We start from the raw sequence: 14,479 nt of genomic DNA, 5'->3' as shown, positions 1-14,479 counted from the left end.
GTTGACTATCAGTCTGACTCCACAAGCACCCACACGAATTGCTTGATTCAGTTGTTAAAGAGCGGTTGGTTAAGATCTTTCGTCTCAACCGAGGCGCGCATTCTACAGCAGCCTCTGTTGCTGTCAAGCGGTTATTTTTCGAAGTTTTCAAAGTTTCCTTTGCAACTTCAACCACTTGCGCTTGCGATCTCTCGTTAGCGGGAGGCGAATTCTACAGCGTTACTCGCTGCTGTCAACACCTCTTTTACACCGCTTTCGACCGAGAAGATCGAATCGTCAAAAGAGCCAAACCACCCTGCTCCTTCAACTCCTTCTGGGCTTCGACGACCTGAAGCAACTCGCTGCCGAAAACTGCGTAACTCATTGTTTACCAAGGAGTTTTCCGTTTCGACTGCGCCGGAAGTGGGGCGAATTATAGACTTCCAGAATCTGCCGTCAACCCTTAATTACGCCTTTCTTGCAGAAGTTGACCTTTTAGCCATTAAACGGGGGATTCGGCGGGTTACAGGGGGTAGTCGCAACACTAATAGCAATGCACCTATAGAGGCGTAAACCGCCCACTCCTTAAGATCAGCACGCACGATCCACAACATATGCAGCAATCCAAGCCCGAGAACCACATAGGCAAGACGATGCAATTTCTTCCAGCGAGACCCCAAACTCCGCTGACTATAGCGATTTGAGGTCACCGCCAAGGCCAATAAACAGAGAAACCCAAGCGTCCCGACAATAATGTACGGCCGTTTGCGCAACTCGACACCCAACTGCGACCAATCAAAGCCGAGGATGAACGCCGTATACCCACTCAAATGCAAAACCACATAAGCGAAGCACCACAACCCCAGTTGCCGCCGGACAGCAACCCACCCCGCCCAACCGGTAAGCTTCTGCACAGGTGTCATGCTTAACGTAATGAGCAGCAGGACAAGCGTCCCCAGCCCCAACCGGTCAACCAGCACCTTGCCCGGATCAGGCCCCAGCACATCCTCCCAGGCCTGATACAACCAAAGCAGCGGCCAGACCGCAGCAGCTATAAAGACGCCAATTCGCCAAAACGGAAATCGCATCAGTAGTTCTTCCGCAAATCGAGCCCTGTATATAAGGAGGCGACTTCATCCGAGTAGCCATTGAACATCTGCGTGTCCCGCACATTGGGCTTGAACAGCCCGCTCGGCAAACGCCGCTCACGCGCCTGAGTCCAACGCGGATGGTCGACCGCAGGATTTACGTTCGCATAAAAACCATACTCATCCGAGGCAATGCTCTGCCAGGTGGTTTTCGGCTGCTCACTCACCAAACTGATCCGCACGATGGATTTGATGCTCTTGAAGCCGTATTTCCACGGCACCACCAAACGCAGAGGCGCGCCGTTCTGATTCGGCAACTCCCGCCCGTACATACCCACGGCAAGAATCGCCAACGGGTTCATCGCCTCATCCAGGCGCAGCCCTTCCACATAAGGCCAGTCAATCAAGGCAAAACCGGAACGTTGCCCGGGCATGCTCTTGGGATCTTCCAGGGTTTCGAAGCGAATGAATTTGGCTTTGGACGTTGGCTCAACTTCCTTGAGCAAGGCCGAGATGGGAAATCCGATCCATGGAATGACCATTGACCAGGCCTCTACACAGCGAAGACGATAGATGCGCTCCTCCAACTGATAAGGCTTCATGAAGTCTTCCAGTGCGTACCGTCCCGGCTTGCCCACCTCCCCGTCCACCACCACACTCCAAGGTTCGGTTTTCAACGCGCCGGCATTGGCGGCAGGATCACCTTTATCGGTGCCGAACTCATAGAAGTTGTTGTAATGGGTCGTGTCCTTGAATGGCGTGATCGCCTCATCCTTGACGCTGACCGCGCCCCACTTGGTAGAAGGAAGTTTTTCGGCAAACCAGGAAGGCGCCTTGCCAGGCTCAACATCCGCATAACGCGCAGCATCGGCAGCACTAACCCAACGCGGCAAGCCGCTAACAGCCAAACCGGCAACGGCGGCACCGAGAACATTGCGACGAGATAGATAGAAGGATTCAGGCGTGACGTCCGACTCATGGCAGTCAGACGTTTTGGGGATTTTGATCAGCATGACAACTCCGCAGCATTGGAGGACAGATGCACCCATAGACTGCGGAGTATGAGGGAAATTACATCACTCGGCGTTTTTGTGCCGACGAAGACGTAACAGATATTGAACCGGGCCAGAGGCTGCATAAGCGAGGAAAACCAGCAGCAGGATGCGCGGCGGATCGCTGAACACTACGGCAAACACCAATACCACCGCGAGGATGGCCACGAAAGGTACACGTCCCTTCAAGTCCAGCTCCTTGAAGCTGTTGTACTTGATGTTGCTGACCATCAGCATGCCGGCGGCAGCGACCATCAGCGCAACCAGGAAGGACATCTTCGAGCCCTGAATGCCGTAATCACTGAACGCCCAGACGATGCCTGCAACCACACCAGCAGCAGCCGGACTGGCCAGACCAATGAAGTAGCGCTTGTCCGCAGTGCCGACCTGGGTATTGAAACGCGCCAGACGCAACGCTGCACCGGCTACATAAATGAAGGCAACCATCCAGCCGACCTTACCCATATCTCCCAAGGCCCAACCGAACGCCAGCAATGCCGGCGCGACACCAAAGGCGACCATGTCCGACAACGAGTCGTACTCGGCACCGAAGGCGCTCTGGGTATTGGTCATACGGGCAACGCGACCATCGAGGCCGTCGAGCACCATCGCGACAAAAATCGCGATCGCTGCAAAAGCAAAATACTTGCTCGCACCAATCGAATCACCGGCACTCAAGGCGCTCTGGGCGCTCATCGAGTTGATGATGGAATAAAACCCTGCGAACAGATTCGCAGTGGTAAACAGATTCGGCAGAAGATAGATACCACGATGCCGGACTTTACGACCTTCAGCGTCATGCCCTTCCTCGATGTGTTCATCGATGGGCAGCAGGCTTTCGGCGTCAGAAGCCTGGTTTGGCTCTTCGGGACGTTCGCTCATGGACATTACCTTGCAACGGGGTGGAAAGTTTGGACAGGTGTCTGGGACGACGGTTCGGCCGCAAACGATGCAGCTTTATACCAGAACCAGCCACCCAAACGAAAAAACGCGGCCTAGGCCGCGTTTTTCGTACAAGTGCGCGACTTAGTTTTTAGCTTTGTCGACGATCTTGTTGGCACCGATCCACGGCATCATGGAGCGCAGTTGCTCGCCGATGATTTCGATACCGTGAGCGGCGTTGTTACGACGCTTGGCGGTCATCGAAGGATAGCCGGTAGCGCCTTCGCTGATGAACATCTTGGCGTATTCGCCGTCCTGAATACGTTTCAGGGCGTTGCGCATGGCCTGACGGGATTCGGCGTTGATCACTTCCGGACCGGTCACGTACTCGCCGTATTCAGCGTTGTTGGAGATCGAGTAGTTCATGTTGGCGATACCGCCTTCGTACATAAGGTCAACGATCAGTTTCAGTTCGTGCAGGCATTCGAAGTAGGCCATTTCCGGCGCGTAGCCAGCTTCAACCAGGGTTTCGAAACCGGCTTTAACCAGCTCAACGGTACCGCCGCACAGAACGGCTTGTTCGCCGAACAGGTCGGTTTCAGTCTCGTCCTTGAAGGTGGTTTCGATGATGCCGGTACGACCGCCACCAACGCCAGCGGCGTAGGACAGTGCAACGTTTTTGGCGTTGCCGGAAGCATCCTGATAGATAGCGATCAGGTCAGGGATACCGCCGCCTTTGACGAACTCGGAACGCACGGTGTGGCCCGGAGCTTTCGGCGCGATCATGATCACGTCGAGGTCAGCGCGCGGAACAACCTGGTTGTAGTGGATCGCGAAGCCGTGGGAGAAGGCCAGGGTGGCGCCTTTCTTGATGTTCGGCTCGATTTCGTTCTTGTACAGAGCGGACTGGAACTCGTCCGGGGTCAGGATCATGACCAGGTCGGCAGCCGCAACAGCGGAAGCAACGTCGGTCACTTTCAGGCCGTGAGCTTCGGCTTTGGCAACAGTCGCCGAACCTTTACGCAGGCCAACAGTAACGTCAACGCCGGAGTCTTTCAGGTTGCACGCTTGAGCGTGGCCCTGGGAACCGTAACCGATGATGGCAACTTTCTTGCCCTGGATGATCGACAGGTCGCAGTCTTTTTCGTAATAAACTTTCATGAAATTCCCCTATATATCCAAGCCGTTCAGGCCATTCGCTAATTTGGTTTAGATGCTGAGTACTTTGTCGCCGCGGGCAATGCCGGTTACGCCGCTGCGGACGGTTTCCAGAATCGAGGCGGTGCCAATGGACTGAATGAAGCTGTCGAGCTTATCGCTTGTACCGGTCAATTGAACGGTATACACGCTAGCGCTGACGTCAACGATCTGCCCACGATAAATATCGGTAGTGCGTTTGATCTCGGCGCGCTGGGCACCGGTAGCCTTGACCTTGACCAGCATCAGTTCGCGCTCGATGTGAGCACTCTCCGACAGGTCGACCAGTTTGACCACTTCGATCAGCTTGTTCAGGTTCTTGGTGATCTGCTCGATAACTTCATCGTGACCAACAGTGGTCAGCGTCAGACGCGACAGGGTCGGGTCTTCGGTCGGTGCCACGGTCAGGCTTTCGATGTTGTAGTTGCGCTGCGAGAACAGGCCGACTACACGAGACAGAGCACCCGGTTCGTTTTCCAGAAGCAAGGAAATAATGTGCCGCATGATTATGTACGCTCCGTCTTGCTCAGCCACATATCGCGCATGGAGCCGTCTTTGATCTGCATCGGGTAGACGTGCTCGCTGGTATCGACCGAAACATCGATGATCACCAGACGATCCTTCATGGCGAACGCTTCCTCCATCTTCGACTTCAAATCTTTGGAGTCGGTGATGCGCATGCCGACGTGACCATAGGCCTCTGCCAGCTTGACGAAGTCAGGCAGAGACTCCATGTAGGAATGCGAGTGACGGCTGCCATAGCTCATGTCTTGCCACTGGCGAACCATACCCAGAACACCGTTGTTCAGGATGACGATTTTCACCGGCAAGCCATATTGCAGACAGGTGGACAGTTCCTGAATGTTCATCTGGATACTGCCCTCGCCCGTCACGCAGACGACGTCGTCATCCGGGAAGCTCAGCTTGATGCCCATGGCCGCCGGAAAACCGAAGCCCATGGTGCCCAGGCCACCGGAGTTGATCCAGCGGTTCGGCTTGTTGAACGTGTAGTACTGCGCCGCAAACATTTGGTGCTGGCCCACGTCGGAGGCCACAAAGGCATCGCCCTTGGTGACTTCGCACAGGGTTTCGATCACGGTCTGCGGCTTGATGACGCTGCCGTCGCCCTTGTCGTAAGGGAACAGGCCGCGGTCACCGCGCCACTCGTCAACTTGCTTCCACCAACTGGCAACAGACTCCTTGTTCGGGGTCTCGCCGATTTCCTTGAGGATCGCGACCATTTCGGTCAGGACGCTCTCGACCGGACCGACGATAGGTACGTCTGCCTTGATGGTCTTGGAAATCGAAGCCGGGTCGATGTCGATGTGAATGATCTTGGCATTCGGGCAGAACTTCGCCGGACCGTTGATCACGCGATCATCGAAACGCGCGCCGACCGCGAGGATCACGTCGGCATGGTGCATCGCCAGGTTAGCGGTGTAGCTGCCGTGCATGCCGAGCATGCCAATGAACTGACGGTCGGTGCCAGGGTAGGCACCCAGGCCCATCAGGGTATTGGTTACTGGCAGGTTGAGCATCTTCGCCAGCTCGGTCAGCGGCGCGGAGCCGCCTCCGAGAATCACGCCACCGCCTGCGTACATCACAGGACGCTTGGCCGCCAGGAGCATTTCTGCCGCCTTGCGGATTTGCCCGGAGTGACCGCGAACGGCCGGGCTGTAGGAACGCAGCTTGGCTTTTTTCGGGAAGATGTATTCGAACTTCTCGGCCGGGTTGGTCATGTCTTTCGGGATATCGACAACGACCGGCCCAGGACGACCGGATTGCGCGAGGTAGAACGCTTTCTTCATGACTTCCGGGATTTCCGACGCGTGTTTGATCATGAAGCTGTGCTTCACGATCGGCCGGGAGATACCGATCATGTCGGTTTCCTGGAACGCATCGGTACCAACCATGTTGCTAGGCACCTGGCCGGAAATGACCACCATCGGAATGGAGTCCATGTAGGCCGTGGCAATACCGGTGATGGCGTTGGTTGCGCCCGGGCCGGAGGTCACCAGTACCACACCGGCTTTACCGGTGGCACGGGCATAGCCGTCAGCCATATGGGTCGCAGCCTGTTCGTGACGAACCAGGATGTGGGTCACTTCCGGTTCTTTGAACAGGGCATCGTAAACATGAAGAAGAGCACCACCCGGGTACCCGTAGATATATTTGACGCCTTCGTCACGCAAAAAGCGGACGAGCATCTCACCGCCAGATAAAAGCTCCACGTTGTTCACCTCTAAAACGCCAGAATACCGCCCACATAAAAGGGGACGGGTCTTAATAGGTTTACTTCTCAGCAGAGCATGAGCGACGGTGGTCGCCGACTACGTCAGCACTGACTGAGCAAGTATTGGGATCGTCCCAAGTGTTGCGGGCCTTTCCCACCCAGCGCGAGGTAACGCGTTGCGGGTGTAACAGGTCGGCGCGGATGTGCGCCTCATGATCTGCTGAGCGGGCCTGCTTCTGGCAGTCCCTCTACAGCGGACTTTGGATTCTTCTGTTTCGTCCTCTCCAAGTCAAGTCGTCTATGTGCTTTATTGAACTAAGCACATGAGAAAGCAAGAAAAAACCGCTAAACAGCAACTGTGTTAGCTTCAATTGCGCAACCCAATACAAGGAAATGGCATGCGAACGTTTTTCCTGACCGCCAGCCTGCTGATTGGCATCAGCCCTTTGTGCATGGCCGCTCAGATCTACAAATGGGTCGACGCCCAGGGCGTTACCCACTTCGACGCCCAGCCGCCCCAAGGCCGGGAAGCCACCACCGTGGTCACGCCCTCCTCGCCTGCAAGCAACCAGCCCCCGCCACCACGCAGCGGCACCATTGGTGATCAACAGGCTATCGACAATAAAGTTAAAAAGCAGGTGACCGAGCAGCAAGCCCAGCTAAAGGCATTCTGCGAACAGGCGCGGACGAACCTGGCTCAGCTGCAGAACAATCCGCGAATACGGGAGGATGTCGAAGGTGAGATGCGCCGCCTGACCGACCAGCAGCGGCAGGAGCGCATTAGCGAAGCACAGAAACAGATTGCGGATAATTGCCAATAAACACCTGTAGTAGCTGTCGAGTGAAACGAGGCTGCGATCTTTTTAAAAGCAAAGTCAAAAGATCGCAGCCTCGTTTCACTCGACAACTCCTACAACGGATCGGCGTTAGCGAGAGGCGGTGATCAGAAGATCAAACTCTTTGAGCAGCACCTGCAACTGCCGGTCCTTGCCCTGGACATTACGGGCGGCGAAGACCATTTCGGCCATCTCCTGAATTCCCGAAGCGTTTGGCAAGGGCAGATCCTGCTCGAGGATCACCTTCATCCGCGGAAGGAAGATCCATTGCAGCCACTGCTCGAAATCCAGCGTATCGACAGAGAATGGTTCGACACTGGAAAGCGCTTCGGCGGAGGGCGAGACCTCGTCCCACCAACCCTGAACCCGCAGCTCGCACTCGATCAATAGCAACTGTTCGGCAATCTTCGGAAAGCGTGCATCCATCACAGCGATACCTTGGCCTTCTGACGGGCCAATGCTGCGCCAGCAGAATCACCCTGTTTCTCACGCGCCTGAGCGATCAATCCCCACAGGCTGGCCTGAAGTGCCGGACGACCGTTGGAGAAGGTCAGGCCACGACGAGCAAACTGCTCGGCTTGTGGCGCATCGCCTTGGGCCATACGCACCTGAGCCAGACGATAAAGCACTTGCGGCTCACGCGGCGCAACACGCTGGGCGCGCTCGAGGCTGGAGGAAGCACCGTTGAGATCACCGCTCGCCTGTTGCTGCTGAGCGGTGGTCAGCAAGGCCAGAACCGGACCGTCCAATTGCTCGTCGGCAGACAAGCCACCGGAGCTTGCCGAAGGAATCCCGCTCGGCGTCGACGGCATGCTGTAGCTGCCTTGATTGACCGGTGCCGACTGGACCGGCGAGGTATCGATCGGCCCCGGGGTGATCGGGCCTGGTGTGATCGGCGCAGTGCTGATCGGTGCCGACGTCACAGCGCCACCACCTGGCACCATCACGACGACGCCGGTATCACCTTGCGGGATTGCCTGAGTCTGGGCTTGCGCAGGACGTTTAGTCGTCGTTTGACGGAAACCGCCATTCGCCGAAACCCGTTCACTGTTCGAAACGGCGCTACCGGAATCCACAACCGGAATCGACCCGCGTTGTACGGAGGAGCAACCGCTGAGCAAAGCCACGGCGGTAACCGCTGGAATCAACCACTTGTTCACTTGAAACCCTCTTTGCTTAATTCATCCAGCCCTTGACCCAATCCATCACCGTTTCGCCGGAAACAGGGCTTTCGCCACCGCAAGCGGCACCGGGAGGCGGTTCGCTGCCGCGAATATACGGCATCTGCACCGCGCCTGGGCAGTTGGCATCAGAGCCTTGTCCGGTACGCGAATCGACCCAGGCCTGAACAATGTTGTCTGGCTGCGGCATGTCCAGCGGCAACGGATCGGCCTTGCGCATGAAACTGGTCCAGACCTGCAGCGCACCGGTGGCGCCGGTGAACGGAGTTTTGCCGTTGTCATCGCGACCCAGCCAGACCACGGCCAGCAGGTCCTGGCTGAAACCGGCAAACCAGCTGTCCCGCGAATCGTTACTGGTGCCGGTCTTACCGGCCAGGGTCAGGGTTTTCGGCAACACGTTGTAAACCGAACTACCGGTACCTTCACGCATGACCCGCTGCATGGCGCTCTGGATCAGGTAAATGGAGGCCGGATCAAAACGCTGCTGAATCTGGAACGGATAACGCTTGAGCGGTTCGCCTTCAGCGGTCAATACGCTACGGATCCCGCGCATCGGAGTATTGAAACCACCGTTGGCCAGGGTCTGGTACATCGTCGCCACTTCGATCGGGGTCAGACCGCCAGCGCCCAGCAACATCGACGGGAACGCCGGGAACTCGCGACTCACACCGAGACGTGCCAGGGTCTTCAAGACATTCGGTACGCCCACCGCCAACCCGAGACGCGCGGTCGACAGGTTGTAGGAGTGCGCCAGGCCCTGATACAGAAATACGGTGCCATGGGAACGGCGATCGTAGTTCTGCGGTTTCCAGACTTGACCGTCCGCGCCTTTGATCGAGAAGGAATCGTCCGACAGCCAACTGGTCAATGTGTACTGGCTCGGCTTCTCAAGGGCTGTCAGATAAACCGCCGGCTTGATCAAAGAGCCGATCGGTCGTACAGCATCCAGCGCACGGTTGAAGCCGGCAAAACTCGCCTGGCGGCTGCCGATCATGGCCTGGACTTCACCGGTTTCCGGGTTGGTCACGACCATGGCCGCTTCAACCTCATCGGAACCCTTGCGCCCGGAGAGTCTCTTGAAGGTGTCGTTGACCGACGCTTCGGCTTTCATTTGCAGGATCGGGTCGAAACTGGTGAAGATCCGCAGACCTTCTTCGGTCAAGTCTTCGTCGCGATAGTCTTCGCGCAGCTGACGCTTGACCAGATCGAGGAAACCCGGGAACGAGCTGTCAGCCAGCTTGCCGCGAGTCGTCACACCCAGTGGCATTTTCTTCGCAGCAGCGACCTGATCGACGGTGGCAACACCTTGTTGCTCAAGTACATCGAGCACGAGATTGCGCCGTTCAAGCGCCCGTTCAGGGTTGCGACGAGGGTTGTAATAGGACGGCCCCTTGACCATGCCCACCAGCATCGCGACTTGATGCAGCTTCAGTTCAGACAACGGCTGCCCGAAGAAAAACTGGCTTGCCAAGCCGAAACCGTGCACCGCGCGCTGGCCATCCTGACCGACGAACACCTCATTGAGGTAAGCCTCAAGAATGTCTCGTTTGTCGTAATGCAGCTCAAGCAACATCGCCATCATGGCTTCGGTGAGTTTACGGGTCAGGCTGCGTTCGCTGGTCAGGTAGAAGTTCTTGACCAGTTGTTGCGTCAGCGTACTGCCGCCCTGGGTCATCTTGCCGCCAGAGGTGTTGACATAGATGGCTCGGGCAATCGACTTGGGCGACACGCCCCAGTGGCTGTAGAAATCCCGGTCTTCCACAGCGACCAGCGTTTCCAGGAGATACGGCGGGACCTGATCAATTTTGATCAAAATGCGATCTTCGAGATTTTTCGGGTAAATCCCGCCAATCAGTAGCGGTTCCAATCGCACCACTGAGAGTTTCGAACCGTTGGTCGCCGAAAGTTCGGCCACGTAGTCGCCAGAGAAACGCACCCGTACTGGTTGCGCTTGCTCCATGCCTTCATAGAACTGGAAGCCACGGGTATTCAAGTCGACGGTATTGCCGCTGACCGCCGCCGCGCCGGGTCCATTGCTCACGCTTTCGCGTCGATAGCCCAAGGCATCGAGTTCGGTCAGAAAATCGTCCTTGCTGAGCTTTTGTCCGACGAACAGCTCCAGCGGGCGCGCGTACACCTTGGCCGGAATGGTCCAGCGCTTGCCGGAGAACTTCTCCTGGACGATCGCGTCGAGGTAAACCGCGAACCCGGCCAGCACCACAAGGCCGACCAGACTGAGTTTAAGGGCCCAGCCCAGCCAGGGGCGCAGGCCCTTGGAAGGTGGTTTTTTGGGGGTGCGGGGGGATCGAGTACGAGTCATGGCGGCGGATTATACGCACTTTATTCATACTCAACAGGAGCCCTCCGAGGTTTGCGTCAGACGGACTTGCGGCCATAATGACGGCCGTGAATTTTCCCCAGACTCTGAAGGATCGCCTGTGAGCCAGTCCCTGATCGCTGCCCTGCAAAACCCGGCCCTCTACCCGCATCCCGTAGACGGGTTCCAGGTCATCGAAACCCATATTTCCTGGGTAATCCTCACCGGCCCCTTTGCTTATAAAGTGAAGAAGCCAGTGAATTTCGGCTTCCTCGACTTCACCAGCCTCGACGCCCGCGAGCATTTCTGCGCTGAAGAGCTACGCCTGAACCAGCGCCTGACCAACGATTTGTACCTCGAAGTGTTGCCGATCACTGGCAGCGCCGAAGCGCCACAATTGGGCGGCGATGGTCCGGTTGTCGATTACGCACTGAAGATGCGTCAATTCCCACAAAGCGGGTTACTCAGCACCCTACAAGCCAACGGCGAATTGACCACTGCGCACATCGATGAGATGGCCGCGCAGATCGCCCAATTCCACCTCAGTGCACCGAAAGTGCCTGCCGAACACGAAGCCGGCACGCCGGACAGCGTGATGGCGCCGGTACGCCAGAACTTCGAACAGATCCGCCCGTTCCTCAGCGACAAGGCCGATCTGCTGCAACTGGATGCGCTGCAAGCCTGGGCCGAAAGCAGCTTCGAACGCCTCAAGCCACTGTTCGCCCAGCGCAAGACCGAAGGTTTCATCCGCGAATGCCACGGTGACATCCACCTGGGCAACGCCACCGTGATCGACGGCAAGGTCGTGATCTTCGACTGCATCGAGTTCAACGAACCGTTCCGCTTCACCGACGTTTACGCCGACACCGGCTTCCTGGCGATGGACCTGGAAGACCGTGGCCTGAAGAGTCTGGCACGCCGCTTCATCAGCCAGTACCTGGAACTGACCGGCGATTACCAGGGCCTTGAGTTGCTGAACTTCTATAAAGCCTATCGCGCACTGGTTCGCGCCAAGGTCAGCCTGTTCAGCATGCCGGCCGAGGCCGACCCGGTTCAGCGAGCCACCACCCTGCGTCAGTACCGCAATTACGCCAACCTGGCGGAAAGCTACAGCACCATTCCTTCGCGCTTCATGGCCATCACCCACGGTGTTTCTGCCGTCGGCAAGAGCCACGTGGCCATGCGTCTGGTGGAAGCGTTGGGCGCCATTCGCCTGCGTTCCGATGTAGAGCGCAAACGTCTGTTCGGCGAGCAAACCGTGCCAAACGACCCGCAGGCCGGCATCTATAGCGCCGACGCCAGCGCCGCCACTTACACCCACCTGCATGAAATTGCCGCAGTGATCCTGCGTGCTGGTTTCCCGGTGGTAGTCGATGCGACGTACCTCAAGCGCGACCAGCGTGACGGCGCAGCGAAAATCGCCGAAGCTACCGGCGCGCCATTCCTGATCCTCGATTGCAATGCGCCGCAAGCGGTGATCGAGAGCTGGCTGGCCCTGCGCCAGGCAGACAAAAAGGACCCGTCCGACGCCAACCTGGCGGTTATCGAAGCCCAGCAAGCCACTCGTGAGGCCCTGACGCCTGAAGAGATTCTTTGCAGCAAACGCGTTCAGACCAATGAAAGCGGAACCCTCGACACAGTCGTTGCACAGATTCGCCAGCGCCTGCCGGGCCTGTAAGAAACTATTTCAGCCGTGAAGCCTTCGCCGGCTTCACGGCTGCCAAATAGTGGCACTATACTGGCGTCATAAAACCAACAGGTGATGTGACATGAGCCAGCCGAAACTTCTCGACACCCCGCTTTATGCGTTGCTGCACAAAGACGACATCACAGGTTTCAACAACGAGCGCCCCAAAGACGGACCTATCGACATGGTCGGTGGCGATTTCCGGGGTCTGGACCTGCGTGAACTGAACGCCGACGGCGTCGACTTTACCGATGCCTACTTCCGCTCCGCCGACTTGCGCGGCATCGACTTTCGCAACGCCTCCCTGGAAGGCGCGAGCCTTGCTCATGCACAGATCTCCGGCGCCTACTTCCCGCCAGAGCTGAGTGCTGACGAGATCCTGATGTCGATGAATTTCGGTACACGCCTGCGTTATCGCACCCGCTAATACCCGCATCGCCTCCCCGATATGACACGATCCCTGTGGGAGCGAGCTTGCTCGCGAAGGCGGTATGACATTCAACATTGATGTCGACTGACACTACGTCTTCGCAAGCAAGCTCGCTCCCACAGGGATTGCGTTGCCTGCCTCTACTGCACTCGCAGACATTTCCTCTCTCCAGACATCTGCCTCTTAGAAGCTTTTGCGTCGAAACCGACCAAACAATCACGCTTTTCCTACTGATGGCTACACTCCTGAGAAGCTCGCCCACGCACCGTTCGGCCGTCGCAAGGAGGCTTGATGAATGATGAACTGCAGCACCTGAAGAATCTTGGCAAGACGTCGGCGCAGTGGCTGCATGCCGTGGGCATCCACAGCGCCTCGGACTTGCGTCGCCTGGGGGCGGTGGATGCTTATCGGGCCGTGCGCACGCGCGGGTTTCGGGCGTCCAAAGTGTTGTTGTATGCCATCGAAGGTGCCCTGATGGATGTGCACTGGAATGACATTCCCGCCGAGCGCAAGGACGCCTTGAACAAACAGCTGGAAGCTATCTCGTCACGTCACAAGAACTGAACGGACGCAGCAGCCATGTACCTACTTGGGGAACAACCGGCTTACGCCGACGCGCTGATCAACCGACTGCAACATATTCCCGTCCGGCTGCTGGAAGGTTTGATGCCCTGCGGACCGAGCCTGGAATTTTCAGCCGTCGATGACCTGGCCGTCCTGTTACCCGGCGATCAACTGTTTGTGCTGGAAAATGGCCTGCTGCATGGGTGCGTTGACGAGCGGGCATTGTTCTATCTGCACGAGGGAGATCTGATCGGCTTGCGCCAGGGCACAGAGCTGCCGCGTTGCCGCTTTCGCAGCGATAGCCCCTTGGCACTGACGCCGTATCTGCGCTCCGAGGTTTTTCAGCATATCTATGCCGACCCGGAGCGGTCGGAGTTGTTCCTTCAATACATGGCCGGTCAGTCCGCCCTGCTGTCCGACGCACTCGCCCGCCTGAAACAACCCGAGTTTCGAAGCACCAATGGTTTTCAGCGCGTGGCCAGTGGCGAAGTGTTGATCCATCAGGGCGAAGACGCGGATCACGTATTCGTCATCATCGATGGCCATGCCGAAGCCTTTGTCGACGGGCATAAAGTCGGCGATATACCCAAGGACGAGATTTTTGGCGCCATGGCGGTGTTCACTGGCGAGAAGCGTAACGCCAGCGTGATCACCAGCGAACCCAGCACTGTCATGCTGATCCCCAAGGACCAGTTTCTCAGCCTGACCCAAAGCAATCCGAAGATCGCCCACAGCCTGATCGAGAGCATGGCCCGACGCATTGATCTGCTGAACAAGCAGATCATTCAACTGAGCTCACTCAACCGCACAGGCTGAAACCCAATGATTACGGGCGTTTCCAGCGAACGGACAGCGCATTTCAAATAATTGAGAAATCAGCGGTTGACTCGGTAATGAGAATCGCTATGATTATCACAACTGGTCGCGAGACTGGTCGATATTTGAAAAGCCCTTGGTTCGGACTCTCAGATATCTCCTCATCAGGCTAATCACGGTTATTTGACCCGGCTCTTGCCGGGTCTTTTTTTGCCTG

At 57.1% G+C, this 14,479-nt stretch carries 14 protein-coding genes; 5 read left to right on the top strand and 9 right to left on the bottom strand.

From position 1 onward, the window contains the following. Window positions 1–446 precede the first annotated feature (446 nt). From msrQ to CUN63_RS17750, 6 genes are all read right to left on the bottom strand, one after another. Window positions 447–1,067 (bottom strand): protein-methionine-sulfoxide reductase heme-binding subunit MsrQ, encoded by a 621-nt coding sequence (gene msrQ / locus CUN63_RS17775; RefSeq protein ID WP_129441209.1) that lies wholly within the window; start codon window positions 1,065–1,067, stop codon window positions 447–449. Beyond that, entirely contained in the window at window positions 1,067–2,080 is a 1,014-nt protein-coding gene (msrP, locus tag CUN63_RS17770; protein ID WP_129441207.1) for a protein-methionine-sulfoxide reductase catalytic subunit MsrP, read from the bottom strand. Before msrP ends, msrQ begins: the two co-directional genes overlap by 1 nt. Window positions 2,081–2,143: 63 nt before the next feature. Further along, window positions 2,144–3,001 (bottom strand): CDP-diacylglycerol--serine O-phosphatidyltransferase, encoded by an 858-nt coding sequence (gene pssA, locus CUN63_RS17765; protein WP_056746100.1) that lies wholly within the window; start codon window positions 2,999–3,001, stop codon window positions 2,144–2,146. Between the two features lie 144 nt (window positions 3,002–3,145). Further along, on the bottom strand, window positions 3,146–4,162 hold the full coding sequence (gene ilvC, locus CUN63_RS17760; protein ID WP_007948647.1) for a ketol-acid reductoisomerase: 1,017 nt from the start codon (window positions 4,160–4,162) through the stop codon (window positions 3,146–3,148). Window positions 4,163–4,210: 48 nt separating this feature from the next. Continuing rightward, a complete protein-coding gene (gene ilvN / locus CUN63_RS17755) occupies window positions 4,211–4,702 on the bottom strand; it encodes an acetolactate synthase small subunit (RefSeq protein ID WP_003176102.1) in 492 nt (163 codons plus the stop codon). A gap of 2 nt (window positions 4,703–4,704) precedes the next feature. Further along, on the bottom strand, window positions 4,705–6,429 hold the full coding sequence (locus CUN63_RS17750) for an acetolactate synthase 3 large subunit (protein ID WP_129441205.1): 1,725 nt from the start codon (window positions 6,427–6,429) through the stop codon (window positions 4,705–4,707). 400 nt (window positions 6,430–6,829) lie between these two features. Here CUN63_RS17750 and CUN63_RS17745 point away from each other — a divergent pair, with 400 nt between their 5' ends. Continuing rightward, entirely contained in the window at window positions 6,830–7,252 is a 423-nt protein-coding gene (locus tag CUN63_RS17745) for a DUF4124 domain-containing protein (RefSeq protein WP_129441203.1), read from the top strand. A gap of 105 nt (window positions 7,253–7,357) precedes the next feature. Here CUN63_RS17745 and CUN63_RS17740 read toward each other — a convergent pair whose 3' ends face one another. From CUN63_RS17740 to mrcB, 3 genes are read right to left on the bottom strand one after another with little or no spacing between them, the layout of a single operon-like run. Beyond that, complete coding sequence (locus CUN63_RS17740; RefSeq protein WP_129441201.1) at window positions 7,358–7,693, bottom strand: YqcC family protein; 336 nt, start codon at window positions 7,691–7,693, stop codon at window positions 7,358–7,360. Then, window positions 7,693–8,427, bottom strand: coding sequence for a M48 family metallopeptidase (locus tag CUN63_RS17735; RefSeq protein ID WP_129441199.1), 735 nt, complete (start codon window positions 8,425–8,427; stop codon window positions 7,693–7,695). The genes CUN63_RS17740 and CUN63_RS17735 overlap by 1 nt, the downstream gene beginning before the upstream one ends. Before the next feature lie 16 nt (window positions 8,428–8,443). Further along, entirely contained in the window at window positions 8,444–10,768 is a 2,325-nt protein-coding gene (gene mrcB / locus CUN63_RS17730) for a penicillin-binding protein 1B (RefSeq protein WP_129441197.1), read from the bottom strand. 118 nt (window positions 10,769–10,886) lie between these two features. Here mrcB and CUN63_RS17725 point away from each other — a divergent pair, with 118 nt between their 5' ends. From CUN63_RS17725 to CUN63_RS17710, 4 genes are all read left to right on the top strand, one after another. Next, the gene (locus CUN63_RS17725) at window positions 10,887–12,443 is read left to right on the top strand and encodes a bifunctional aminoglycoside phosphotransferase/ATP-binding protein (RefSeq protein ID WP_129441195.1); all 1,557 of its coding nucleotides are present in this window, start codon (window positions 10,887–10,889) and stop codon (window positions 12,441–12,443) included. A gap of 91 nt (window positions 12,444–12,534) precedes the next feature. Next, window positions 12,535–12,879, top strand: a complete 345-nt coding sequence (locus CUN63_RS17720; RefSeq protein ID WP_008015079.1) for a pentapeptide repeat-containing protein — start codon at window positions 12,535–12,537, stop codon at window positions 12,877–12,879. Window positions 12,880–13,173: 294 nt separating this feature from the next. Beyond that, on the top strand, window positions 13,174–13,446 hold the full coding sequence (locus tag CUN63_RS17715) for a TfoX/Sxy family protein (RefSeq protein WP_003228231.1): 273 nt from the start codon (window positions 13,174–13,176) through the stop codon (window positions 13,444–13,446). 15 nt (window positions 13,447–13,461) lie between these two features. After that, entirely contained in the window at window positions 13,462–14,262 is an 801-nt protein-coding gene (locus tag CUN63_RS17710; RefSeq protein ID WP_129441193.1) for a Crp/Fnr family transcriptional regulator, read from the top strand. The last annotated feature ends 217 nt before the right edge of the window (window positions 14,263–14,479 follow it).

It is taken from the genome of Pseudomonas sp. ACM7 (assembly GCF_004136015.1).
Taxonomy (GTDB): domain Bacteria; phylum Pseudomonadota; class Gammaproteobacteria; order Pseudomonadales; family Pseudomonadaceae; genus Aquipseudomonas; species Aquipseudomonas frigoris.
This window is presented reverse-complemented; position numbering and strand designations above follow the sequence as displayed.

What these genes read in the sequence shown, in the direction of transcription:
- msrQ (WP_129441209.1), bottom strand. Translation starts at nt 1,067, where the DNA reads ATGCGATTTCCGTTTTGGCGAATTGGCGTCTTTATAGCTGCTGCGGTC.
- msrP (WP_129441207.1), bottom strand. Translation starts at nt 2,080, where the DNA reads ATGCTGATCAAAATCCCCAAAACGTCTGACTGCCATGAGTCGGACGTC.
- pssA (WP_056746100.1), bottom strand. Translation starts at nt 3,001, where the DNA reads ATGAGCGAACGTCCCGAAGAGCCAAACCAGGCTTCTGACGCCGAAAGC.
- ilvC (WP_007948647.1), bottom strand. Translation starts at nt 4,162, where the DNA reads ATGAAAGTTTATTACGAAAAAGACTGCGACCTGTCGATCATCCAGGGC.
- ilvN (WP_003176102.1), bottom strand. Translation starts at nt 4,702, where the DNA reads ATGCGGCACATTATTTCCTTGCTTCTGGAAAACGAACCGGGTGCTCTG.
- CUN63_RS17745 (WP_129441203.1), top strand. Translation starts at nt 6,830, where the DNA reads ATGCGAACGTTTTTCCTGACCGCCAGCCTGCTGATTGGCATCAGCCCT.
- CUN63_RS17740 (WP_129441201.1), bottom strand. Translation starts at nt 7,693, where the DNA reads ATGGATGCACGCTTTCCGAAGATTGCCGAACAGTTGCTATTGATCGAG.
- mrcB (WP_129441197.1), bottom strand. Translation starts at nt 10,768, where the DNA reads ATGACTCGTACTCGATCCCCCCGCACCCCCAAAAAACCACCTTCCAAG.
- CUN63_RS17720 (WP_008015079.1), top strand. Translation starts at nt 12,535, where the DNA reads ATGAGCCAGCCGAAACTTCTCGACACCCCGCTTTATGCGTTGCTGCAC.
- CUN63_RS17715 (WP_003228231.1), top strand. Translation starts at nt 13,174, where the DNA reads ATGAATGATGAACTGCAGCACCTGAAGAATCTTGGCAAGACGTCGGCG.
- CUN63_RS17710 (WP_129441193.1), top strand. Translation starts at nt 13,462, where the DNA reads ATGTACCTACTTGGGGAACAACCGGCTTACGCCGACGCGCTGATCAAC.